We start from the raw sequence: 21,917 nt of genomic DNA, 5'->3' as shown, positions 1-21,917 counted from the left end.
CACCCCCTCGTCTTGGCTCAGGGGGCGCCACCCATCAGCGTTCGCGTACGAGCGCGAGGTCCTGGCCGACGCCGATGTACAGGGCGGCGACGCCGGTTCCTGAGCCGCGGTGGGCGCGAGCGCCGACGCCCAGCGGTGAGGCTCGTTCCGCTCCGTCGTCGGCAAGGAACCCAGAAATCACCACCGCCTCGTCCGCGGTGACCACCTTGCCCATCTCTATTCACTCTGCCTTTCGCCATGCGTGCCCGCATTTCGTGCCGTGCAGTAGTGACGGAAATAGGGTCCGTCTCTGCGGCCGCATTTGCGCATTACAGAAATCGGGGGCGCGACGCCGCGGCGATGGAGGCAGCGGCGTGCATCCGTTCCGTCGACGACTGTGCTCAGGCTCCAACGCCGCGCTCTGCCGCCGCATCCCCAAGATGGGTGATATTGCCGGGCGATGCCTGGGCGCCCGCAGCGGCCCTGTCCCGTGAACACGGTATTCCCGCGCCGAAAGCACCCGTTCTCCGTGAATTCCATTGACGCACGACAGGGGCGCGGCGACGCTACTCCCCATCATTGAGAAACGCAGGACCGGGGACTTCATCATGAGAAATTTCGTGCATCGGGGGCAGATCACAAAAGTGGTTTTCGGTAGCGGCACCCGCGATCGAATTCCCGAAGAGGCAGAAGCCCTCGGATGCCGGCGCGTGCTGGTGCTGTCGACGCCGGACCAGACGGACCAGGCCGAGCGGACCGCCGACCTGCTGGGTGCGGCGGCCGCCGGAGCCTTCACCGCGGCTGCGCCGCACACTCCCGTAGAGGTCACCGAGAAGGCGGTCGCCCACGCCCGGTCCCTGGGAGCGGACTCGGTACTCGCCGTCGGCGGCGGGTCGACGATCGGCCTCGGCAAGGCGATCACCGCGCGAACCGGCCTGCCGCAGCTGGCACTGCCCACCACCTATGCCGGTTCGGAGATGACACCGATCCTCGGGGAGACCGAAGGCCGCAGGAAGAAGACCCGGCGACTGCCCGAGGTACTGCTCAGGACAGTCGTCTACGACGTAGATCTGACGCTCACGCTCCCGCCCGCGGTATCGGTGGTGAGCGGCCTGAACGCCATGGCACATGCCGTGGAGGCCCTTTACGCCGAGGACCGGGACCCGGTCGCCTTCCTGATGGCGGGCGAGGCGCTCGACGCACTCGTCCGGTCCCTGCCCCGCGTCGTCCGACGCCCGGACGACACTGAGGCACGGGCCGACGCGCTGTACGGGGCCTGGCTGGCGGGCACATGCCTCGGGACGGTGGGCATGGCGCTGCACCACAAGGTGTGCCATGTGCTGGGCGGCACCTTCGGGCTCCCGCACGCACAGACCCACGCCGTCGTCCTTCCGCACGTCGTCGCCTTCAACGCCCCGGCGGCGGACGAGGCCATGGCACGCCTCGGGCAGGCGATACGGGGGAGTGACCCCGAGAAGGCGATGTCAGGCAGCGACCCCGCGCAGGCCCTCTTCCAACTCGCCGGACAGCTGGGCGCACCGACGGCACTGCGCGACCTCGGGATGCCCGAAGCGGGGATCGAGCAGGCTGCCGAACTCGTCGTGCAGGACGGCTACTGGAACCCCCGCCCGGTCGACCGGGACGCCGTCCGCGCCTTCCTCACCCGGGCCTGGGCCGGCGAGACACCGTGAACGCGGACCGGCCCGTGCGACCCCGCGAGCGAACCTCCCCCTCACCACAGGAGCGCGCCATGCGTGATCTGACCAGCGAGACCATCACCCCGGCCGTGATCTCGACCATGCGGGACACCAAGGACCCCCGCCTCGCCGAGATCCTGGAGTCACTGGTGCGGCATCTCCACGACTTCGTCCGCGACGTCGAGTTGACCGAGGACGAGTGGGCGGCGGGGGTGGACTACCTGACGCGCACGGGCCACACCTGCACGCCGACCCGCCAGGAATTCATCCTGCTCTCCGACGTGTTGGGCGTCACCATGCTCGTCGACGCACTGAGCAACCGACGTTCGGCCAAAGCCACCCAGAACAGCGTCCTGGGCCCCTACTTCAGGGAGGACAGGCCTCAGCACGACGACGGCGCGGACATCTCCGGGGGCCTGCCCGGCACCCCGCTGTTCTTCGAAGGCCGCGTCGTGGATCGCGACGGAGCGCCGGTGCCCGGTGCCGCCGTCGACGTCTGGCACAGCGACGCGGACGGCCACTACGACATGGAGGTGCCCGGACAGGAGGACACCGCCATGCGGGCCCTGCTCCGGACCGACGAGACGGGGCACTTCGGGTTCCGGTCGATCCGCCCCGCCAGTTACCCCATCCCCGGTGACGGTCCGGTGGGCGAACTCATGAGTGCGACCAGCAGGTCCCTCATGAGGCCCGCACACGTGCACCTGTTGATCGAGGCCCCAGGCTTCCAGCGGGTGACCACCATGCTCTTCCCGGCCGACGACCTGTACCTCGACACGGACCCCGTGTTCGGCGTCAAGCAGTCACTCGTGGAGACCTACGAGACCCATGAAGCCGACGCGGGCCCCTGCGGCGGCCTGACCGACGAGCCGTACACCTTGCTGCGCCGGACCTTCGTCCTCGAACCGCTGCCCGCGAGCTGACCTCTCCGCGTCCCGCTCGCCAGTTCACGCCCCACTGATCCTCCACGGAGGCCCCCGATGACCGAAACCCTCGACACGACCGTCGACTTCCGCGCCACGATGAGCCGGCTCGCCACAGGCGTCAGCGTGATCACCACGCGGTCCGGAAGCACGCCCATCGGCATGACCGCGAGCGCCGTGTCCGCGCTGTCGCTGTCCCCGCTCCAACTGCTCGTCTGCATCGGCAACCACCTCTTCACGCGGACCGCGATCGCTGAACACGGCCGCTTCGCGGTCAACGTCCTCGGCGAGGACGCCGAGGAGCTGGCACGGAACTTCGCCGTCTCCAAGGCGGACAAGTTCGCGGGCGTGGAGACGGTCGACGACCACGGCGTGCCGGTGCTCAAGGACGCCATCGCGGCTGTCGTCTGCGATGTCGCCGAAGCGCTTCCCGGCGGCGACCACACCATCTTCGTAGGCGACGTCCGTTACTGCTCGCATCTGGTGGACTGCCGCCCGCTGGTCCACTTCGCCGGTGGCTTCGGTGCCCTGAGGACCGCGCAGCAGCTTTGAAAGCCGTACGCCTGACGGGAGTTGGCGCCACACCGCGCCCTCGCCCTCCCATACGCCCCCGACGTCCGGCTGCTGCGAGGCGAGCCCATGGCCGTCGGGGGCTGCGCTCGTCCCGACCCACTCCACGGGAACTGCCATGACCAGCTCAGTGCCGGACTTCAAGCTGCAACCCCCGCCCCTGCCCCCGCATCTCCTGTCGCGGCCACGCCTGTTGAGCCGGCTGGAGCGGGCGACGGAGCCAGTGTTGGTGGTCTCGGCGCCGGCCGGTGCGGGCAAGACGGTGCTGCTGACCGAGTGGTCGTACGGACCGATGGCCCGCGGCGCATGCGCATGGCTCAGCCTGGACGCCCACGACAACGCACCCGACCGCCTCTGGACGGGCATTCTGCGGACGCTGCGCCGGGCACGACCGGAGCTGCCGTCCCGTCTCGGCAGTGATCAGTGGACGGCCGCGGCCTGGCCCGGCGAGATCCTGCCGGCACTGGTGACCGGCCTGGGCGCGGCAGAACCGCTCACCCTCATCCTTGACGGACTAGAAGCCATCACGGATCCGGACGCACTCAATACTCTCGCCGATTTCCTGACCCGGCTGCCCGACGGCTTCCGTGTCGTCCTGGCGACCCGGCACGTGCCCGGCAGGCCCCTGCCGGCTCTGCGGGCCCGGGGGCTGGTGGCCGAACTCGACCAGTGCGACCTGGCGTTCACCTTCGAGGAGGCCACCACCCTGATCACCGGGCTGACGGGGTCGGCCCCGGCAGCGAAGAACTCGGCGGCCCTGTACGAGGCGAGCGAGGGATGGGCGGCGGGGCTTTGCCTCATGGGACGCAGTCTGGCCCGGGCCGCCGAAGGGTCCGGCACCGACGGCTCCCTGGCGCGTGGCAAGCAGGCCGTCGGTGAATACCTGGTCACTGAGGTTCTCGACCGGCTCACCACCGAGCAGCGCCGGTTCCTCGTACGCACCTGCGTGCTGGACGAGCTGAGCGCCGGGTCGTGCCAGGCGCTGGCCGGTGAGCGGGCGGGCGTCGTGCTGCACGAACTGGCCCGGACCGTCCAACTGCTCGTACCCGTGGCCGCCGAGCCGGCGGCCTACCGGCATCACCGCGCGTTGTCGTCTCTGCTGTCCGACGCGCTCGCGTCCGAGGGCGCGGACACCGTCGCCGCTCTCCACCGTTCGGCGGCCCGGTGGTACGCCGGGCAGGGGCGCACCACCGCAGCCGTACGGCACTGGATGCTCGGCGGCGACGAACCTGCCGCCGTCGCGTCGGTTCTCGACGCGTGGGAGAAGACCCTGGCGGCAGGGCAGGGTGCCCAAGTCGTCCGGTGGCTCGACCAGTTGCCGCACCGCACGGTGACCGGGGACGCGAGACTGTGTGTCGTGGCGGCCATGACGGCTCTGGCCGCCGGTGCACCCGAGTCGGCCTGCCGCTGGCTGGACGTGGCACGGCTGAGGCAGTCGGCATCGCAGACGGTCGGTGACGGAAGCACGGTCGACGCCGCGGCAGCCGTCGCCCAGACCGTGGCCTGCTGCCTGAAGGGCGAGGTGCTCGCCGCCGACCGCCTCGGCGAGTCCGCCGTCGACGGCACGATGCCCCTGACGTCCTGGCGCGCCCTCGTCTGTACGGCTAGGGGCACCGCCCTGCTGTGGACCGGCCGTTGGGAGGAGGCTGAGGCACTGCTCGGCGAGGCGACCCGTGACGCGCACGCCGCGGGGCACGCTCTGGCACTCGTCCGCGCGCTGGGCCTGCGGACGCTCTGCGCACTCCTGGCCGGACACCACGGACTGGCACGCGCCCTCTGCGACGAGGCGGTGCGGGAAGCCACTGCCGCGGGCCTCGACCGGCACTTCGTCGCGGTGCCTGCCTACGTCGGCCGGGCCGGGCTCCTGCTCCAGGAGGGGCAGGCCGAGGAGGCCGAACAGATGCTGGACGCCGCCGAGTTGGCGATGGCCAGGACGTCGCGGGCGGACGGGGAACCCCATGTGCGGGCCCTGTGGCACTTCACGCGGTCGCGGCTGGAGAGCCTGCGGGGCGACACCGGCGCGGCGCAGAACGCGCGCGAGGAGGCCGAAGCGCAGGCGGCCCGGTGCGAGTGCCCCGGCATCCTGACCGGACTGCTCGCCCGGGCCGGCGGGGAGACGGCGGCCGCACCCACCGCCCCTCGCCCCCAGGACCTGTCGGTGGGGGAGCGCCGGATCCTGCGCGCCCTGTGCGGCACGCTGACGCTGCGTGAGATCGCCTCCGAGTTCTACGTGTCGCACAACACCGTCAAGACGCAGGTCCGGGCGATCTTCCGCAAGCTCGACGCGCACGACAGGGGCGAGGCGGTGGCCAGGGCCCGGGAGAGCGGTGTGCTGTGACCCGGGCCCGGCCTTGCCGACTGCCCCTTCTGACGTGAGGCGTCCGGCTCGGCGGCTACGCCTCCTGACGTGAGGCGTCCTGGCGCCGGGCGTAGTTCGCCTGGGACAGGTACGCGCTCTCCTGCTCCTCGGTCACACTCTCGATGCCGCAGACCTTGCGCGCCAGGTCGGCCATGGCGCCGCTCGGGGACATCTCGGCCCGCTTCATGGTCAGCGTCCGGATGGCCAGCAGAGGCGTGCCGTTGAAGTTCTCGAACACGCCGATCCGGTCGCCCCAGTCGGACAGGAACATGTCGCGGATCACGCGGCTGATCTTCAGCCGGTCGTGCGGCCGCCCGACCGGTCCGGTCTGCAACGCCTCGAGCCACGGCCGCAGTTCGGGCTGCTGCCACTGCCCCTCGGTGGGGTAGATCAGCGCGGCCCGGCCCGCCAGGTCGATCAGCTCGTGCACCATCTCGGTGATGTGCTCGATGTAGTACGCCCGCCCGAAGTCGAACATCAGGACGTTGGGCTTGAAGATGCCGCCGGGCGTGAAGAAGCCCTCGTCCTCCGAACCCACCACATGCGCCTTGAGTGACTGGTGGAAGCCGGCGAACCGTGCGATACGGGCCTGGACCGGCGGCAGTTGGTAGGTGCCGATGTGCTCGGTGATCAGCAGGGCGAGACCGAGCATGAGTTCCGCCTTGACCAGCGCACGTACCAGCGAGTGGTAGTGCAGCCAGTCGAAGACGCGCTGCGGGTACAGCGAGGCGTGCTGGGGATTGCCGATGTGGAAGACGCCGTCCCAGGGGATGAGCACGTCCTCGAACACGATGATGCTGTCCAGCTCGTCACCCTGCGAGGCGAGCGGGTGCTCCACCTCCTCGCCGTCACGCACGTTGCTCTCACGGCAGATGATGGTGATCCCGGGGGTGTTGGGCTTCACCGCGCCGTAGATGATCTGCTCCGCGACGATGCCGGGGCGGTAGAAGACGCCGATGTGGATCCAGTCGCCGAAGGCCGCGCCGGTGCTGATCGCCTTGACACCCCGTACGACGATGCCCTCGTCCGAGGTGCTCACCACCCGCAGGGCGGGCGACTCGGCCTGGGCGGAGTCGCGTGAGCGGTCGGCCTGCGGGTCGACGAACGCCGGCGGCGCGTTGAGGTCCCCGTCCCGCACCACGTTCCAGAAGTCGAGGACCCCCGCGGTCAGGTCCCTCCCGTCGGTCCCGACGGACTGGCTGCTCCACGGCTCCGGGTCGTCGATGTAGGTGAGCAGGACGTAGTTGTTGACGTCCGGGGTGCGCGGGATCGCCCCGCCGCCGAGCTCGCGCTGCACCGTCTCCAGGTACCGCCGCTTGCGCCGCAGGTCGTCCTTCGAACGGTGCTGGAACCACGTCATCGACCGCCGCACCCCGTCCTCGTCCACGAACGTCATGACGTCCTGGAGGTCCGGGCGGTGGTGGAGGTCGTAGAAGGCCGCGAGGCTCTGGGCGTAGGCCCGGGTCTTCGGATGCGTGGCCACGTTGTCGACCACTTCGTCGCCCACCCACACCTTGCGGCCGTCGTTCAGTGCGGCGAGGTATTCCTTGCCTGTACGCACGTCGTGCTCCTCTCCAGGGGCAAGAGATCTGGATGGCCCGGAGCATGCGTCGCGACGGGGTGAGGCGACGGCCGGGAAGCGGCAATCACCCGGGTGAAAGCGGCGGCCGCCGGTGACCTGCGATTGAGGACCGCCGAGAGGGTGAGCCATGCTGAGCCCATGCAGAGCACAGACCCCGCAGGCCAGGAGGACGGTGAGCGGGCGAGCGAGACCGCGACCGGGCCCCACCTGCGAGGACGGGACCGTGAGATCGAAGCCGCCGGCGAGGCCCTGGACGCCGTACGCGGCGGCCGCGGTGCCTGCGTGGTCGTGGAGGGAGCGGCGGGCATCGGCAAGAGCCGGCTGCTGGCGGAGCTCGACCGGATGGCGCGGCAGTCCGGGTTCGACGTGGTCTCGGTACGGGCCGACGAGCTCGACCAGTACGCGGCGGGCGCGGCCCTGCTGGCCGCGCTGCAGTCGTCCGACGGCGCCCACCGCGCGCTCGCGGCCACCGACGACCAGCGGCTGTGGCTGCTGGACAGCATCGCGGACGCCCTGGAGGACCGGGCGCAGCGGGCCCCGGTGGCCGTGCTCGTGGACGACGCCCAGTGGGCGGACCCGGCCACGCTCTTCGTCCTGCGCACGCTGCCCGGCCGACTGACCTCCGCACGCATCCTGTGGGCCCTGGCCGTGCGGTCGGACACCGAACGGCCCACCGTGGCAAGGGTGCGCGAGGACCTCGAACGCCTCGGCGCCCGCTGGCTGACCCTCGGCCCGCTGCCGCAGCAGGAGTTGCAGCACATCGCGGCCGACATCCTCGGCGCGGCACCGTCGCCCGGTCTCGCTCGGCACCTGCGGGGCGTCGCCGGCAACCCCTTCCTCGCCAGCGAGTTGACGCGCGCCTTCGCCGACACGGGCGTCGCCGGACCGGAGACCGGTGACGGAAGCCTGCTGAGCGACGGCATTCCCGTCAGCTTCCGGCGCAGTGTGGCCGCACGCGTGGACCGGCTCCCCGAAGACGCCGTGCACCTCCTCCAGATCGGTTCCGTCCTCGGCCGCGAGTTCGACCTCGTCACGGCCGCCCGGATGATGGGCCGGACGGTCGGCAGCCTCCTGTCGGGCGTCGAGGCGGCCCTGAACTCCGGTCTGCTCTCGGCCGACGGCCCGCGCCTGGTCTTCCGGCACGGGCTCGCGCGGCAGGCGGTCCACGACAACCTGCCCCTGGCCGTGCGGACCGCCCTGCACCGGGAGGCGGCCGAGAACCTGCGCGGGACCGGGGCCCGGCAGGCGGAGGTGGCCTGGCACGTCGTCATGTCGGGAGGCCCCGTCGACGAAGAGGCCGTCACGACCATGACCACCGCGGTACGGGACATGTCGTCGTCCGCGCCCGAAGCGGCCGCGGAGCTCGCCCAGCGGGTCGCCGGCCTGCTGCCGGCGCACGACCCGCGCCGCTTCGTCCTGCTGACCGACGCCGCCGAGTACCTCGGCCGCACCCGCCGGGTGCACGACGCACTCGACCTCGTCGACGCCACACTGCCCGACGGCCTCGAACCCCTCCAGGAAGCCCGTCTGCGCCTCGTCGCCGCCGAAATCCACCAGGCGGCGGGCGACGACGCCGCCGCGATGACGCACCTGCGGAAGGCACTCGACCTGCCCGCGCTGCCGTCCGACCTCCGCGACCGCCTGCTCAAGACCAAGGCGACGGGCCACATCTACCTCGGGGACATCACCGCTGCCGAGCGGACCGGACCCGGGCTCGTCGAAGCCTCGTACCGCAGCCACGACCCGGCCGTCGTGGTCAGCGCCATGGTGTTCCAGTCGCAGGCGTTCTTCTACCGCGGGCGGCTGGACCGCGCCCTCGAACTCGCCGAGGGCGCCACCGGCCGCGCCGCGACCCAACCCGCCGCGCTGTACCTGCGGCCCCCGCGCATCCCCGCACTGTGGCTGGCCACCGTGCTGACCGTCACCGACCGCCTCGCGGACACCGAGCAGGTGCTGCGGGACGGACAGCGCGAGGCGGAGGCGCTGGGGCTTGGCTGGTCCCTGCCGCACTGGCACGCCGTGCGCGCCTGCGCGCTGCTCGAACAGGGAGCGCTGGACGACGCCGCCGTGGAAGCCGAGGCCAGCCTGATGGTCGCGGACGAACTCGACATCACCCTGCCGAACCTGCAGGCCCGCTCGGTGCTGGCGCTGGTGGAGACCAGGCGCGGTGACCTGGTGAAGGCCAAGGCCCACCTCCACGCCGCCCGTGCCGGCTCCGGCACCAGCCTTCAGCGCTACGGCCCCTGGCTCGCCGTCGCGCGCGCCTGCCTGGCGGACGCGGAGGGCGAGCACAAGGAGGCGGCGGCGATCCTCGCCGAAGGCTTCACCCCCTACGGCCCGACGAGACTGCTCGCGCTGCCGCCGTCCCACTGGCCCGCGCTCGTCCGCATCGCACTGCGCGGCGGGGACCGGCAGTTCGGCCGGACGGTGGCCGGTGCACTGCGCGCCCTGACCGCCGAGACGGCGACCCGGCAGATCGCGGGAGCGGTGAACGCCCACGCGGAGGGCCTGCTCCACCGCGACCCCCGCGCGCTGGCCTCGGCAGTGACCCACTACCGGGCGACGGGCAGACCGGCCGCGCTGGCGGACGCCTGCGAGGACCTCGGCGAACTCGAGGCGGCATCGGCGGACACGACCTCGGCGATCTTGCACCTCGAAGAGGCGGCGCACTGGGCCTCGGCCTCGGGAGCCGGACGCGATCAGGACCGGATCAGGCGTCGCCTGCGGCGACTTGGTGTACGTACCGCACCCGCGAGCACCCACAGGCCCGACCTTCAGGGATGGGGGAACCTGACCGAGTCCGAGCGGAAACTGATCCCGCTCGTCGTGGAGGGCCTCACCAACCGGGCCATCGCCGACCAGCTCTACGTGTCCGTGCACACCGTCAACACCCACATGAAACACATCTTCACCAAGCTCGGCATCAACTCACGGGTGGAACTGACCCGGTTGGCCATCGAGCGAGGCGTGAGCACCGAGGACACCGACTGAACGGCCGCCCGCCGCAGGGTAGATCGGCCTGAAATCCCTTGAATGAGTGATGCCCCGTGCCCGCGCCGCCTGTGAGGCTGGAGGAAGGGCCAGACCCGGCGACACCGTCGCTGTCTCTGTGATTCGGCCTCCCATCTGCCCCTCGGGAAGGAGCGCCCCGTGACCAGGTGGTCGTCCCCAGGGGAGCCGCACGGCGGTTACCGCGGACGGCTCCGCGCGGCCGTGTCGGCGAGCGCGGCCCCGCACGGCTACACCCTGGCGCTATGGACGGCGACCGCGATCACCTCCTCCGGACGCGGCACCCCGGACGTGCCGGACGTGCTGGCACTCCTCGCCGGCGCGACCTTCGCGTTCGTCGCCCTGGCCACCGTCGCGTACGGCGGCGCCACGATGCCGTCGCAGCGACCGGGCCGGCACCGCCCTCGAGTCTGGGCGGCCTTCCACCTCCCGACGGCGGCCTGCGCCGCCCTGATCAGCCTCTTGCTGACACGAGCCTGCGCGGGCCCCCTGCTCTGGTGCCTCGTCGGAGCGGCCACGACGCTCGTCTACCTGCTGGGCGTCAGCGCCCAGTACCACTGCTTCGCGACGCGCGGCGCCACCGAATGGCCACGCGATGGGTGACCGACTTCTCAGGTGCCCAACGCGCCGTCGGGCAATGCCGTCGCAACGGCCTGGCGGCGCTGCTCACGGCGGAACCTGGCCGGGGTCATGCCGACCTCGGACCGGAACGCGCGGGAGAAAGCGGACTCCGACTGGTAGCCGACCTGCGCGGCGATGGTGGCGACGGTCGCGTCCGACGATCCGAGCAGTTCCGCGGCGGCCATCACCCGGGCCCGGGCGACGAAAGCGCCCACGGTCATCCCGGTGTCCTGCGCGAAGTGGCGCAGGAACGTGGCACGGGACATCGCTGCCGCACGAGCGAGCCGCTCGATGGACCAGTCGGCTCCGGGATCATCCAGAACGCCTTCGATCGCCGAGGCGATACGAGGATCCGAGGCCGCCGTCCACAGCGCTTCCGTGGTGGCGGAACCCCGGGACGTGCGCAGGACCATCGCGAGGAGAACGGTCGAGAGCGCCGAAAGGATTGCGGAGGTGCCGGCGTCGTCTCGCTGAGCCTCGCCCCGCATCAAGGTACTGAGCATGCGCAGGACCTTGTCGGTCTCCGGAGAGTCCCCGAAGGACACGTGCACCGGATCCGGCAGGCTGCGGAACAGGACGGCCCCGGCCCCCGGGGCGAAGGTGTAGTGCCCGCAGAACAGATCGATGACCGCCGCGCCACCGCCCTCACTGTTCGTGGTGATGAACGAGTCCCCGACCGTCTCCGTCGTGGTCCGCAGAGCGCCGTCTCCGGGAGTGATGACGCGGTGCGGCGACCCGCTGGGAATGAGCACGAGATCGCCGGCCTTCATCTTCAGCACGGTCTTGCCGGCCTGCAGCCGGCACTCGCCCTTGAGCAGAACGTGGAAATGCGCCTCCAGTTGACGGCGTGGGGGAACGTTCATCCTGGTGGAGCCGCCCAGGAGACAGCGCCGGTCGAGGCTGGCCATGACCCTCGCCAAGCGGAGCAGATGACTCACAGCGTCCATCGTGAGACTTTCATGTCGCGGATTTCCTGCGGTGGTTGGCGGCCTTGGCCTGGTTTCCGCAGCGCTGCATCGAACACCACTTGCGAGCTCTGCCGCGGGGCCTGTCCAGGTAGATCATCCGGCAGGCGTCGGATGCGCACGCGCGCAGCCGCGACCGCCGTGCATCGTCGGACATGAGGTCGATCAGGTCCCGGGCGATGACGGACAACAACTGCTGCACGGTGAGCAGTTCGTGGTCCGGGCTGCTTCGCGCGCCGTCGGGTGTCAGCTCGAGTTGCGGGACCGGAGGGTGGGCGCGGGCCAGGCGATTGACGAGTGCGAGGGCCTGCCCGTCGGGCACGTGTCCGTCGACGGCCGAGGACGCGATGTCGAACGCCGCCGTGCGCAGCTCGTGCAGCGACGCGAGGGCGGCGGCCGCGTCGTAACCGGGTCGGGGGGTGACCCCCGTGCCCTGGCACCACGCCGCGAGCCGCGCTGCGTCTCCCATCCGTTCGACGGGCACGAGGGGGCGGCGGCCCACCGTGGCCACGAGGTCGAGGCAGAGCGCACCCGCGTCGAAGCGCAGCTCACGCTGCTGCTCGGTCACCCGCCGCCGGGGTTGCTCTTGCGTGGAGGCACCCATGCGAACCATAGTAACCATTGAAACGGTTATTAAGAGCCGGAAGGACACGCAGTATGCGCATCGCAGTGATCGGAGCAGGAGGCGTCGGCGGATACTTCGGCGCGCGGCTGGCCGCCGCCGGCAACGACGTCACCTTTGTCGCCCGCGGCCGCCACCTGGAAGCGATACGCCGCTCCGGGCTTCTCGTACGCAGTCCTCTCGGAGAGTTCAGGACGCCTCCGGCATCAGCTGTCGGCAGCATCTCGGAACTGGGTCCCATCGACCTGGTCATCGTCGCGGTCAAGCTCTGGGACACCGAGGACGTGGCGGCCCAACTGAGCGCGGCCGACCTGCGGAACCCCTACGTTCTGTCGCTGCAGAACGGGGTGCACAAGGACATCATTCTCCGCCGTCACCTCGGCGAAGAGCGCGTGCTGGGCGGCACCTGCTTCATCTCGGCCTTCATCGAAGAGCCCGGCGTCGTCGTCCACGACAATGCGCTGCAGAAGATCGTGGTCGGGCCCTACTCGAACCGGCAGTCCTCCATGAGCGAGGCCGTGTACGACACGTTCCAGAACGCGGGGATCGAGGCGGAGTTGAGCACCGACGTCGAGAAGGTGATCTGGGAGAAGTTCGTCTTCCTCGTCGGGCTCTCCGCCACGACCACCGCCGTCCGGCAGCCCATAGGCGTCGTCCGTTCGAACGACCGCACCCGCGCCCTGCTGCGGGATGTGATGAGGGAGACCGCCGAGGTGGCGCAGGCGTCCGGCGTGAAACTGGACGACATGTTCGTCGACGCGCGGATGGAGTTCTGCGACAACCTTCCCGCGACCATGACGTCCTCCATGCACAACGACCTGGAGAAGGGCAACCGCCTCGAACTGCCCTGGCTCAGCGGGGGAGTTGTCGAACTCGCCGCGAAACTGGACGTCGCGGTACCGCGCAACCGGACGGTGACCGACATTCTGGCTCCTTACGCCGCCGGACGTCCCTCTGCCTAGGACGTGTCCGTCGCCGACCCACTGCGCAGGGGCTGAGCCCTCCTGACGTTCGCCGCGCCACTCGGTGGGCAATCAGCGGCGTCCGAGGCGTACGGGCAGGGACACGTGGCCGTTGCCCATGATGCTCGGCAGCGGCTCCAGGTCCTCCGCCGGCACGGCGAGGCGCATCCTGGGGAAGCGTGCGAAGAGCCGGGGCAGGGCGTTGATGGCCTCCGCGCGGGCGAGGGGAGCCCCGAGACAGAAGTGCACGCCATGCCCGAAGGCGACGTGCCGCTTGTCGGGACGGGTGACGTCGAACGTCGCCGTGGTCTCACCGTGGACCCTCGGGTCCCGGCTCGCCGCGCCGTAGGACGCCAGGATGGCATCGCCCTTGCGGATGGTCGTCGTCGGGAGAGGGATGTCCTCGACGGCGTACCGCATGGGGATATGGCTCACCGGTGTCGCGTAGCGCAGTGTTTCCTCGACCACGGACGACCACGGGACCTGCCCCTCCAGGACCATCGCCAGCTGGTCGGGATGGAGCAGCAGGGCGGTGATCGCGGAGTCGAGAAGGTTGATGGTGGTCTCGTACCCGGCGGCGATGACCAGCAGGAGGGTGTCGTTGAGTTCGTCCTCGGTCAGGTTGGATCCGTCCCCCTCTTCGTCACGCGCGGTGATGAGCGCGCTCGTGAGGTCGTCCTGGGGCGTCGCGCGCTTCTGCGCCACCAGGTCGTCGAGCGTCTTGTACACGTCCTGCGTGGCGCGGACCGCGTCCTCCGGGCTGGAGGTCGTGTTCCACATCCGGTCGATGGTGGTGCGAAAACCGGTCCGCATGGCTTCGGGGATGCCCAGCATGTCGCTGATGACGGCGACGGGCAGCTGGGCGGCGAAGGCCTCCCGGAGATCGACGACATCGGAGGGCGAGGCCGCGATCCGGTCGAGGAGGCGATCCGTGTTGCCGACGACGGAGGGGATGAGCTGGGCGGTCCGCCGCGGTGAGAAGGCCGGGCCGACCAGGCGTCGCAGTCGCCGGTGGTCGGCTCCGTAGGCGGTGAACATGTTGTTGACGGCGACCTGGATGTACAGCGGCACTTTCCGACGATCTCGCCCGAGATGAAGCGGGGCCAGTGCTGCCGGGGGTCCTTGGAGACGCGGGGGTCGGTGAGGAGCTGCATGAGAAGGTCCTGCCGGCCGGTGGCCCAGGCCATTTCCCCGAGGATGTCGACGAGTATCGGCCCGTCCGCCGCGTGCAGGACCTGTTCCTCCTGCGGTCGGCGCCGGCCGGTGGGATCGAGGACGAGGGGGCTTTCATCCACGCGAGAGATCTCCTTGTAGAGGCCCGCTCCGGGGCGACATCGTTGTCGCGAGGAGCCGGGCCGAGGGTGTGTGCGGGGTAGGCGTCACGCGCCCGGTCGTGGGCGGCGCGACGCTGCCGGCAACGGCGTGGGACGCCGTTGCCGGCATGGCTGACGTGCGGAGGGCCGACGCCTTACGGGTCCGTACGGACGATCGTTCCGAGGACGTCGTTGAACGCCTCCGTCGAACTGGGGTGTGTGTAGACCGAGTTGCGGAGATCGGAGGCAGTGATGCCGTGACGCATGGCCACGGCGACCGTGTTGATGAGCTCTTGAGCGTCGGTGCTCAGCAGTGCGGCGCCGAGGATCTCGTCGGTGGCCGCGTCGATCACGAACTTCATCATCCCGCGCGTCTCCTCGACGACGTAGGCGCGGGGCATCGCGATGATCTCGGCCACCGGCTGGCTCGCGATCTTCACTCGGTGACCCGCCGCCCGGGCCTCCGTCTCGGTGAGCCCCACGGTTGCCAACGGCGGTGTGATGAACAGCGTGTGGGGAATGGCGACGCGGTCCTCCGTGGTGCGCGTGCCGTCCCCGACGAGCTGATCGAGGACGATGCGGCTGTCGTCCAGCGAGATGTACGTGAACTGGGGGCCGCCGTTGACGTCGCCGAGGGCGAAGATGTGCGGCCGGCTCGTGCGCAGGAACTTGTCGACCTCGATCGCCCCTCGGTCCGTGCTGCGGACGCCGGCGGCTTCCAGGTTGAGGTCGGCGACGACGGGGCGGCGTCCCGTGGCCACGAGAACGGCGTCGACGTCGGCGCTGTGCTTGGTGCCGTCCTGCTCGTAGACGAGGGTCGTCTCGGCCGGTCCGTCGACGACCTCGAGCACGTGCGCGCCGGTCACGAGGTTGATGCCTTCTTCGGTGAGGATCGTCTTCGCCGCGGCGGCGACATCGTCGTCCTCCCGGCGCAGGACGTCGTCGGCAGCCTCGAGGACGGTCACCTCGGACCCGAACCTGCGGTAGATGGAGGCGAATTCGAGTCCGAGGTATCCGCCGCCGATGATCCCGAGCCGCGGCGGCAGGGTGCTGGTCTCGATCAGCTGGGTGCTCGTCACCACGCGCGAGCTGTTCTGCAGGCCGGGAACATCGGGGATGATCGGCTCCGAGCCCGTGTTGATCAGGATGGACTCGCCCCTGATGGTCAACGGGCCGTCGGGGCCCTCGACCGACACGGTGTGGGGGTCCTCGAACCGGGCCTGCCCGGTGACGACGCGCACGGTGTCCATCCCGTTGAGCCCGTCGTAGTTGCCTGCGCGGAACAGCGAGGTCAACGCCTGGACCTCGCCGACGGAGCGCTCGTACCAGTCCTGCAGCGAATCCTCGGGCCGCCGCTTGTTGGCGTGGTGGACCAGTGCTTTGGTGGGCACGCAGCCGACGTTGGGGCAGGTCCCTCCGTACATGTGCTGCGAACGCTCGACAAGAACGACGGTCCTGCCGAGTTCGCCCATCTTCGCGGCTACGGTCTTGCCCCCCTTTCCGAAGCCGATCACCAGTACGTCTGCATGGACCACGTCCGAGTCGATGTTCATGGTTACCGTCCAACGATGAGGCGAGGAGAGCGTCGACGTTCGTGAGCGTCAGGCCGTGCACCCGTGTCTTTTCGCCGTTGATCGTCGATGCGGGTGGCCGGCACGCTCGGAATGGATCTTTCCGCCACGGCCGGCCCGAGCGCATCCGCCACTGGCTGGTGCGCCTGGCCACTGGCCACTCTGCACAGGCCCGAATGCCGGTCGCTCCCGCCGCACTGCACGGGCCGGAACCTGTTCAGAGTGGTCATCGCCCGCCACCGGCCGTACGCCATCACCGGTCCACCTGAGCGATAGGCTGATCCCGTGCAGATGTCCTCCCACGTGCCGCGCTGGAGCCATGGGGCGGCGCTGACGGGCCGGCGCCTCGAGTGCAGCACCCTCGATCGTCTCATCGGCGACGTCCGCGCCGGCACGAGTCAGGCGCTGGTGGTGCACGGCGAAGCGGGCGTCGGCAAGACCGCACTGCTGGACTACGTCGAAGAACAGGCGGCGGACTGCCAGGTCATCCGTGTCGTCGGCGTCCAGTCGGAGATGGAGCTCGTCTTCGCGGGCCTGCACCAGCTGTGCCTGCCCGTGCTCGATCTGCACGAAAGGCTTCCGGCACCGCAGCGTGACGCGCTGCGGACCGCGTTCGGATTGAGTGCCGGCCCGCCACCCGACCGCTTCCTGGTCGGGCTCGCGGTGCTGGGCCTGCTCTCCGAAGCCGCCGAACGGCAGCCTCTGATCTGCCTGGTGGACGACGTGCAGTGGCTGGATCAGGTCTCGGTGCACGTTCTGGCGTTCGTGGCCCGCCGACTCGGCGCCGAGTCGATCGGACTGGTCTTCGCGACCCGCGGCGGCGGCAACGACCTGGACGGGATACCCGGGCTCGCACTGACCGGCCTGCGGGAGACCGACGCGCGCGGCCTCCTCGGCTCGGTGCTGAGCGGCCCCATCGACGACCGGGTCCGCGACCAGGTCCTCCTGGAGGCCCGGGGCAACCCGCTCGCGCTCCTGGAACTGGCGCGGTGCCTGACGCTCACCGATCTCGCGGGGGGCTTCGGGCTTCCCGGCGCCACACCACTGCCGAACGGCCTCGAAGCGGGCTTCCTCCAGCAGATCGCCGCCCTGCCCGGGCAGACCCGGACACTTCTGCTCGTCGCCGCTGCCGATCCGTCCGGCGATCCGGCACTGCTCTGGCGAGCAGCGAGCCGCCTGGGCATCGACGCCGGCGCGGCGACGCCCGCGGCCGACGCCGGCCTCGCCGCATTCGGTACGCGCGTGCGTTTCCGTCACCCCCTGGCCCGCACCGCCATCTACCGGTACGCCTCGGCACAGCAGCGGCAGGCGGCCCACCGGGCCCTCGCCGAGGCCACCGATCAGGACCTGGACCCCGACCGGTGCGCCTGGCACCGCGCGCAGGCGGCACCCGGACCGGACGAGGACGTCGCCGCCGAACTCGAGCGCTCCGCGAGACGCGCGCGGGCCCGTGGCGGTCTGGCCGCGGCGTCCGCCTTCCTCAAGGAGGCGGCCGTACTCACGACCGATCCGGTCACACGGGCGGGACGGGCGGTGGCCGCCGCCGAGGCCAAGGTGCAGGCCGGATTCTTCGACGCCGCTCAGGACCTGCTGGACATGACGGAGTCCGCACCGCTCACGGCCCGGCAGCGGGCAGGCGCCGACGTGGTCCGCGCCCAACTGGCGTACCACACCTGCCGCGGCGGGGACGCACCGGTGCTGCTGCTCAAGGCCGCCCGGCAGCTCGAACCTCTCGACGTCACGCTGTCCCGGGCCACCTATCTGGACGCGCTCTCCGCGGCGGTCTTCGCCGGTCGGCTGGCCGGTCCCGGGGGACGCGTCGCGGAGGCGGCCCGTGCCGCCGTCGCCGCACCTCGTTCGCCTCACCCGCCCTCTTCCGTCGACCTGCTGCTCGAAGGCATGGCCGCGGCCCTCGACAAGGGCTACGACGCGGGCATCCCGTTCCTGACTCTGGCGCTGTTCACCTTCGGAACCGACATGACGGCCGAGGAAGAACTGCGCTGGATGTGGCTGGCCGCCATCACGGCGATCCGCGTATGGGACGACGACCGCTGGAACCTGCTGTCCGGCCGCTACGTCGAGCTCGCCCGCCGGACCGGCGCGCTCAGCGAGCTCCCGCTGGCCCTCACCCAGCGCGCCTACACGCTGCTGTTCGCCGGCGACCTGCCCAACGCGGCAGCTTTGATCGGCGAGTTGAAGGTGGCCCAGGAGGTGACCGGGAGCGGACTCGCCCCCTACGGCGCCATGGCGCTCGCCGCCTTGCGCGGTGACGAGAGCGAGGTGATCTCGCTGACGGACGCCACGGTTCAGGACGCCACGTTGCGAGGCGAGGGCATCGGCATCATTTTCGCCGAATGGGCAAAGGCGCTGCTCTACAACGGACTTGGACAGTACGACCTCGCGCTGGCCGCAGGCCGGAACACCCTCGCCTACGACAAGGACGTGGCCGCGCTCTGCTGGTCCCTGCCGGAAGCGATCGAGGCAGCGGCACACAGCGGGCGCCCGGAAAACGCCGTCAAAGCATTCGAGCAGCTCACCGAGATGGCCAATGCCAGCGGCACCGACTGGGTGCTGGGAGTCCAGGCCCGCTCGCACGCCTTGCTGGTCGAGGACGAGCGGGCCGAGCCGCTGTACCGCCAGGCCGTCGCCCGCCTCAGCAGGACCAGCCTGCGCGTCGATCTCGCCCGGACCCATCTCCTCTACGGCGAATGGCTGCGCCGTCGGCGTCGCAGGAACGACGCACGCGTCCAACTCGGCACCGCGTACGCCATGTTGGCCGACATGGGGGCGGTGGCTTTCGCCGCGCGCGCCGGCCGCGAACTGCGCGCCGTCGGCGGCAGCACGCACAAGAGCGCACCCCGGGCCAAGGGCCCGAGCCTGACCGCGCAGGAGACCCAGATCGCCGGGATGGCTCGCGACGGGCTGACGAACCCCGAGATCGGCACCCGGCTCTTCATCAGCGCACGCACCGTCCAGTACCACCTGCGCAAGGTCTTCGCCAAGCTCGGCATCACCTCACGCAGCCAACTCGCGGGCGTCCTGCCGGAGTCGGCCTCTCAGACCTGACGGGCGCGGGTGCGGCGCTCTGTGCGGTCAACATAGCCAGGTAGATCTGGATGAGACTCTGGGGCAGAAAAGCGAAACGAAAGGAGCTGTCTGTCGCACGTACGGGTCAGCACACTCGAAGCAGTGGAGCCAAGACTCCCGTACGACACGGAAAAGGAACTGTGATGACTGAGCTCGCCCGTATCAAGCCCGCCGACGCGACCGACGAAGTCGCCGACCTGTACGCGCAGATGAAGGCGAGGATCGGGGTCATCCCGAACATGGCGCAGTACATGGCCAACAGCCCCGCGGTGGTGAAGGCCTGGACGACGCTGTCGGGTGCGCTCAACGAGGGCGTGCTGCCCGCGGCCGTACGTTCACGACTCGCTCTGAGCAGCGCCGAGTACAACCGATGCACCTACTGCCTGTCGGCGCACACCTTCCTGGCCAAGAACGTCGACAAGCTGGACCAGGCGGAGATCGACCACGCCCGGGACGCCGCATCCGACGACCCGCACACGGACGCCGTGCTCAAGCTGGCCGACGCCATCGCCCGCGGCCGCGGCTCTGTCGCCGACGAGGACATCAAGGAGGCACGCGCCGCCGGTGTCACGGACGCGGAGGTCGCCGAGATCATCGCGAACCTCGCGCTGAACGTCCTCACCAACTACTTCAATCGCTTCAACGACACCCCCAACGAATACCCCGAGCTCGTCACTCCGCGATGACGCCATCGACCTGCTGAACTGATGGACCGCTGGACCGACGGACAGCCGGGCTGAGGGACAGAGGAAGGGCGGAAGAGGTGAGCATCGAGGAACCACGCAACACGATGAGTCCGTCCGAGGCGGAGGACGTGCGCGCACGGCTCGCCGAGGAGGCCGCCGCTCTGCACCGCCGGCTCGACGAGCGCTCCCTCAAGGAGGAGGAGCTGCGAGCCGACTGCCTGCTCGACGCGGCAGACGTCAGCTCCACGGCTGAGGCGCTGAGGCAGTACCAGGCCCACACGGAGAACGAAGGCGCGCTCCTGGCCCGCATCGAGAGCGCCCTCGACCGGCTGGAGAACGGCGGATTCGGGTACTGCGCACGCTGCGGCACGGAGATCGACCCCGAGCGTCTGCGGGAGCTTCCGCACCTCGAGCACTGCCTGCGCTGCCGGACAGAACTGGAGAAGTCGCGGTCCGATCCGCATTGACGCAGGTCAGCGCCCAGACAGGGGCACCGGAAGCCCTTGCGCTCCGGTGCCCCGTTCACCCGCCTGATTCGTCCATGTCGCGGACCGCACACCGGGCAGCTCTGCTGGTGACCATGAGTGACAGCGGGGACGAACAGCTCTCGGCACGAGAGCGTGGCGAGTTGGACGAGCTCCGGGAGCGGGTGCATGCCCTGGAGGGCGCCGGGCCGCCCAGCGCGGCGCGGCATCACCCGTTCCGTTCGCTCGGCTCGGCGCTGCTGATCCTTCTCGCCGCGCTGCTCGCGCTGCTGTCCGTCGTGGCTGTGTGGGCGAACAGCGTCGTCCAGGACACGGACCGCTACGTCGCCACGGTCGGGCCCCTGGCGAGTGATCCCGACGTGCAGAAGGCCGTCACCAACCGGGTCACCGCGGCCGTGGTGGCGCAGGTCGACGTGGACGCACTGGTGAAGCAGCTGACGGACGCGGCCTCGGCGAAGGGGGTTCCGCCTCAGACGGCCAAGCTCCTGGGCAACCTGCAGGGCCCGATCGAGAACGGACTCAAGCAGCTGGTGAGCACCGCCGTGGAGCGGGTGGTCACCAGCAGTGCCTTCGAGACCGTCTGGGTGAATGCGAACCGCAGGGCGCACACGGCCCTGGACAAGGCTCTGACCGGCCAGGCGGACGGCGCCGTCCAGCTGAAGGACAACCAGGTCGTCATCGACCTGGGGCCGATCGTCGCCGACGTCAAGAAGCAGCTGGTCGATGCCGGCTTCTCACCCGCCGCGAAGATCCCGGTCGTGCACACGGACTTCGTGGTGTTCGCGTCGAAGGACCTCGGCAAGGTCAGGTCCTACGTGCGAGTGCTGCAGATTCTCGGCGGCTGGCTGCCTGTCGTCGCGCTGCTGGTCGCGGCCGCGGGCGTGTACGTGGCGTTCAACCGGCGGCATGCCCTGATCGGGGCCGCGCTGTCGGTGTTCGTCGCCATGCTGGTTCTCGGCATCGGCCTCACCGTCGCCCGCGACGCCTATCTCAATCATCTGCCGCCGGGCGCCTCCCAGGCCGCCGCAGGATCCGTGTACGACGCCCTGGTCAAGTTCCTGCGGGCCGGTGTACGTGCCCTCGCCGCGGTCGCCCTCTTCACCGCCGCCGGGGCCTTCCTCGCCGGTCCGTCCCGCATCGCCGTGGTCACGCGCACCGGCTGCACGAGGAGCATCGGCGCGCTGCGCGACGTGACGAGGTCGGCGGGTCTTCGTCTCGGTGCGGTCGGGCGGTTCGTCCACCGCTTCAAGCGCTGGATCGGGGTGGTCATCCTGGTCGTCGCGGCGGTCGTCCTGTTCACCTGGACCTACCCGACCACGGCGGTCGTGGTGTGGACCGCGGTGATCACCCTGGCGGCCCTCGCGATCCGCGAGTTCCTGGACTACGACGACTCCACTGCGCCCACCGGCGCGGGCGGCGCGGCCGCGGCCGCGCACTGACCCGCCCCGCTGCGCCGACCGAAGTGAACGGCCGGCGCGACGGCACG

16 protein-coding genes and 1 pseudogene are annotated in these 21,917 nt (G+C 70.4%); 11 read left to right on the top strand and 6 right to left on the bottom strand.

Annotation, left to right across the window (positions count from 1 at the left end; genetic code table 11):
* Window positions 1–34: 34 nt before the first annotated feature.
* Entirely contained in the window at window positions 35–214 is a 180-nt protein-coding gene (locus ACFU97_RS23200) for a hypothetical protein (protein ID WP_384259522.1), read from the bottom strand.
* Window positions 215–587: 373 nt separating this feature from the next.
* Between ACFU97_RS23200 and ACFU97_RS23195 the strand changes: the two genes are divergently transcribed.
* From ACFU97_RS23195 to ACFU97_RS23180, 4 genes are all read left to right on the top strand, one after another.
* A complete protein-coding gene (locus ACFU97_RS23195) occupies window positions 588–1,670 on the top strand; it encodes a maleylacetate reductase (RefSeq protein ID WP_384259520.1) in 1,083 nt (360 codons plus the stop codon).
* Between the two features lie 59 nt (window positions 1,671–1,729).
* The gene (locus ACFU97_RS23190; RefSeq protein ID WP_384259517.1) at window positions 1,730–2,599 is read left to right on the top strand and encodes a dioxygenase; all 870 of its coding nucleotides are present in this window, start codon (window positions 1,730–1,732) and stop codon (window positions 2,597–2,599) included.
* Between the two features lie 57 nt (window positions 2,600–2,656).
* On the top strand, window positions 2,657–3,151 hold the full coding sequence (locus ACFU97_RS23185; protein ID WP_384259514.1) for a flavin reductase family protein: 495 nt from the start codon (window positions 2,657–2,659) through the stop codon (window positions 3,149–3,151).
* A gap of 136 nt (window positions 3,152–3,287) precedes the next feature.
* A complete protein-coding gene (locus tag ACFU97_RS23180) occupies window positions 3,288–5,507 on the top strand; it encodes a LuxR C-terminal-related transcriptional regulator (protein WP_384259511.1) in 2,220 nt (739 codons plus the stop codon).
* A gap of 55 nt (window positions 5,508–5,562) precedes the next feature.
* On the opposite strand, the gene ACFU97_RS23175 is transcribed toward ACFU97_RS23180, so the two are convergent.
* Window positions 5,563–7,089: a 4-hydroxyphenylacetate 3-hydroxylase family protein gene (locus tag ACFU97_RS23175; protein WP_384259508.1), complete on the bottom strand. Its 1,527-nt coding sequence runs from the start codon at window positions 7,087–7,089 to the stop codon at window positions 5,563–5,565.
* Window positions 7,090–7,248: 159 nt separating this feature from the next.
* Here ACFU97_RS23175 and ACFU97_RS23170 point away from each other — a divergent pair, with 159 nt between their 5' ends.
* Window positions 7,249–10,101: a helix-turn-helix transcriptional regulator gene (locus ACFU97_RS23170; RefSeq protein WP_384259506.1), complete on the top strand. Its 2,853-nt coding sequence runs from the start codon at window positions 7,249–7,251 to the stop codon at window positions 10,099–10,101.
* Between the two features lie 159 nt (window positions 10,102–10,260).
* Window positions 10,261–10,722: a hypothetical protein gene (locus tag ACFU97_RS23165; protein WP_384259503.1), complete on the top strand. Its 462-nt coding sequence runs from the start codon at window positions 10,261–10,263 to the stop codon at window positions 10,720–10,722.
* Window positions 10,723–10,730: 8 nt separating this feature from the next.
* On the opposite strand, the gene ACFU97_RS23160 is transcribed toward ACFU97_RS23165, so the two are convergent.
* Together ACFU97_RS23160 and ACFU97_RS23155 are read right to left on the bottom strand one after the other, a co-directional pair.
* Window positions 10,731–11,687, bottom strand: a complete 957-nt coding sequence (locus ACFU97_RS23160; RefSeq protein ID WP_384259501.1) for a cupin domain-containing protein — start codon at window positions 11,685–11,687, stop codon at window positions 10,731–10,733.
* A gap of 10 nt (window positions 11,688–11,697) precedes the next feature.
* Window positions 11,698–12,309 (bottom strand): CGNR zinc finger domain-containing protein, encoded by a 612-nt coding sequence (locus tag ACFU97_RS23155; RefSeq protein ID WP_384259499.1) that lies wholly within the window; start codon window positions 12,307–12,309, stop codon window positions 11,698–11,700.
* A gap of 53 nt (window positions 12,310–12,362) precedes the next feature.
* Between ACFU97_RS23155 and ACFU97_RS23150 the strand changes: the two genes are divergently transcribed.
* Window positions 12,363–13,289, top strand: coding sequence for a ketopantoate reductase family protein (locus ACFU97_RS23150; RefSeq protein ID WP_384259496.1), 927 nt, complete (start codon window positions 12,363–12,365; stop codon window positions 13,287–13,289).
* Window positions 13,290–13,361: 72 nt separating this feature from the next.
* Here the strand turns inward: ACFU97_RS23150 and ACFU97_RS23145 are convergent.
* Together ACFU97_RS23145 and ACFU97_RS23140 are read right to left on the bottom strand one after the other, a co-directional pair.
* Window positions 13,362–14,584, bottom strand: a pseudogene (locus ACFU97_RS23145) (cytochrome P450).
* 173 nt (window positions 14,585–14,757) lie between these two features.
* A complete protein-coding gene (locus tag ACFU97_RS23140) occupies window positions 14,758–16,155 on the bottom strand; it encodes an FAD-dependent oxidoreductase (protein ID WP_384259494.1) in 1,398 nt (465 codons plus the stop codon).
* Between the two features lie 309 nt (window positions 16,156–16,464).
* On the opposite strand from ACFU97_RS23140, the gene ACFU97_RS23135 reads away from it, so the two are divergent.
* The 4 genes from ACFU97_RS23135 to ACFU97_RS23120 all read left to right on the top strand — a co-directional run bounded on the left by ACFU97_RS23135 (window position 16,465) and on the right by ACFU97_RS23120 (window position 21,870).
* Entirely contained in the window at window positions 16,465–19,239 is a 2,775-nt protein-coding gene (locus ACFU97_RS23135; RefSeq protein ID WP_384259784.1) for an AAA family ATPase, read from the top strand.
* A gap of 164 nt (window positions 19,240–19,403) precedes the next feature.
* Entirely contained in the window at window positions 19,404–19,946 is a 543-nt protein-coding gene (locus tag ACFU97_RS23130; RefSeq protein ID WP_384259492.1) for a carboxymuconolactone decarboxylase family protein, read from the top strand.
* Window positions 19,947–20,023: 77 nt separating this feature from the next.
* Entirely contained in the window at window positions 20,024–20,413 is a 390-nt protein-coding gene (locus tag ACFU97_RS23125; RefSeq protein ID WP_384259489.1) for a TraR/DksA family transcriptional regulator, read from the top strand.
* 113 nt (window positions 20,414–20,526) lie between these two features.
* Window positions 20,527–21,870, top strand: coding sequence for a hypothetical protein (locus tag ACFU97_RS23120; RefSeq protein ID WP_384259487.1), 1,344 nt, complete (start codon window positions 20,527–20,529; stop codon window positions 21,868–21,870).
* Window positions 21,871–21,917: the final 47 nt, after the last annotated feature.

The sequence above is a fragment of the Streptomyces sp. NPDC057616 genome (assembly GCF_042800575.1).
GTDB lineage: Bacteria > Actinomycetota > Actinomycetes > Streptomycetales > Streptomycetaceae > Streptomyces.
Note: the sequence above shows the minus strand (reverse complement) of the source record. Positions and strands in the feature narration are given on the sequence as shown.

Coding starts and splice junctions, on each gene's coding strand:
- ACFU97_RS23200 (WP_384259522.1), bottom strand. CDS start 214: ATGGGCAAGGTGGTCACCGCGGACGAGGCGGTGGTGATTTCTGGGTTC.
- ACFU97_RS23185 (WP_384259514.1), top strand. CDS start 2,657: ATGACCGAAACCCTCGACACGACCGTCGACTTCCGCGCCACGATGAGC.
- ACFU97_RS23150 (WP_384259496.1), top strand. CDS start 12,363: ATGCGCATCGCAGTGATCGGAGCAGGAGGCGTCGGCGGATACTTCGGC.
- ACFU97_RS23130 (WP_384259492.1), top strand. CDS start 19,404: ATGACTGAGCTCGCCCGTATCAAGCCCGCCGACGCGACCGACGAAGTC.
- ACFU97_RS23140 (WP_384259494.1), bottom strand. CDS start 16,155: ATGAACATCGACTCGGACGTGGTCCATGCAGACGTACTGGTGATCGGC.
- ACFU97_RS23120 (WP_384259487.1), top strand. CDS start 20,527: ATGAGTGACAGCGGGGACGAACAGCTCTCGGCACGAGAGCGTGGCGAG.
- ACFU97_RS23155 (WP_384259499.1), bottom strand. CDS start 12,309: ATGGGTGCCTCCACGCAAGAGCAACCCCGGCGGCGGGTGACCGAGCAG.
- ACFU97_RS23190 (WP_384259517.1), top strand. CDS start 1,730: ATGCGTGATCTGACCAGCGAGACCATCACCCCGGCCGTGATCTCGACC.
- ACFU97_RS23180 (WP_384259511.1), top strand. CDS start 3,288: ATGACCAGCTCAGTGCCGGACTTCAAGCTGCAACCCCCGCCCCTGCCC.
- ACFU97_RS23170 (WP_384259506.1), top strand. CDS start 7,249: ATGCAGAGCACAGACCCCGCAGGCCAGGAGGACGGTGAGCGGGCGAGC.
- ACFU97_RS23135 (WP_384259784.1), top strand. CDS start 16,465: ATGTCCTCCCACGTGCCGCGCTGGAGCCATGGGGCGGCGCTGACGGGC.
- ACFU97_RS23195 (WP_384259520.1), top strand. CDS start 588: ATGAGAAATTTCGTGCATCGGGGGCAGATCACAAAAGTGGTTTTCGGT.
- ACFU97_RS23160 (WP_384259501.1), bottom strand. CDS start 11,687: ATGGACGCTGTGAGTCATCTGCTCCGCTTGGCGAGGGTCATGGCCAGC.